The 496-nt window shown below is 48.6% G+C and carries 1 tRNA gene and 2 rRNA genes; all 3 read right to left on the reverse strand.

The window, feature by feature from the left end:
* A 23S ribosomal RNA gene (locus LRL21_RS44860) occupies window positions 1–88 on the reverse strand; the annotation flags it as partial.
* 137 nt (window positions 89–225) lie between these two features.
* Window positions 226–302: transfer RNA gene (locus tag LRL21_RS44865), tRNA-Ile, on the reverse strand.
* A gap of 67 nt (window positions 303–369) precedes the next feature.
* A 5S ribosomal RNA gene (gene rrf, locus LRL21_RS44870) occupies window positions 370–486 on the reverse strand.
* Window positions 487–496 lie beyond the last annotated feature (10 nt).

Here is a 496-nt window from a genome sequence, read left to right on the forward strand (position 1 = left end):
CGGCTCCCCGAGGCATTTCGTCGTTCGCCACGTCCTTCTTCGGCTCCTAGTGCCTAGGCATCCTCCGTGTGCTCTTATTAGCTTAACCAACTCCGCTAATAAGTTCGATTCCGAAGAATCGATCTATTTGGATGTTACTCAACCGAAGTCAAGTAACGCTGCTCTAAACATTTGTTTTGTTTCGGTATCTAGTTTTCAAGGAACAAGCTATTCGATAAATAAGATTGGTGGGCCCTAGTGGACTCGAACCACCGACCTCACCCTTATCAGGGGTGCGCTCTAACCAGCTGAGCTAAGGGCCCGCAAATGACTGCAAATCTTGTTTGTTAAACTTAATAATCAAAACAAAAATCCACCCAAGGTGGGCTTGCTTGGCGACGTCCTACTCTCCCAGAACCCTGCGGTTCAAGTACCATTGGCGCTGAAGGGCTTAACGGTCGTGTTCGAGATGGGAACGCGTGGTTCCCCTTCGCCATCATCACCAAACGATTTGTTT

It is taken from the genome of Paenibacillus periandrae (assembly GCF_022458865.1).
GTDB classification, from domain to species: Bacteria; Bacillota; Bacilli; order Paenibacillales; family NBRC-103111; genus Paenibacillus_S; species Paenibacillus_S periandrae.